The following is a 625-nucleotide window of genomic DNA, read 5'->3' as shown; positions in this document are numbered from 1 at the left end:
CGCCCCGCTCGGGCCAGTGCAACCACGGCCGCCCGACCTGGGTCAAGCTGAAGATGGAAGACGTCGAGAAACTGTTCGGGAGGCATTGATGCGCTTGGCAATTTTCCTTGCCCCGCTGGCCCTTGCCGGGTGCGGCGACGGCGAGCGGGAGACGGCGGCGGAGAAGGTCGCAGAGATCGAGCGGGCCAATGAAGGGACGGCAGTGCCGGTCTCCCCCGAGCGGATTCTCTATCCCGATATCGAAGCGAACGGCCTGACCGATCCGGCCTGCGCCTTCGCTCCCGATGGCGGCGGGATGGCACCGATCCTGCTGGCGATGGATGCAAAGGCGGTGATGAAGATCAGCGGCGAGATCGCCGAATTTGCCCCGGACAACGGGGTGCAGAAGGGACCTGAACTGGCCTGGACCAAGTATGACGGGCGCGAATACTCGCTCCGCTTCGGCCTGGGGCAGGAAGAACCTGGTGCGGCCTCGGGCAAGCGATATGAAGCCTCCATCGAGCTGCGCGACGGGCAGGATCGCACGGTCTATCAGGCGTCCGGTTATGCCCAGTGCCCCTGAGCGGTGGCGCTGTTCAGTCGAGCGGCGCGTCCGGATTGCGGACCTTGATCAGGCCGTTGCTGA

1 protein-coding gene is annotated in these 625 nt (G+C 65.4%); it reads left to right on the top strand.

The genetic code is table 11. The annotated features are described in order from the left end of the window. The coding region (locus AC01FP_RS18645; protein ID WP_474482386.1) for a hypothetical protein at positions 1-562 on the top strand (562 nt) is incomplete at its 5' end. Between the last annotated feature and the right edge of the window lie 63 nt (positions 563-625).

This window comes from Cyanobium sp. NIVA-CYA 375 (genome assembly GCF_056108345.1).
This window is presented reverse-complemented; position numbering and strand designations above follow the sequence as displayed.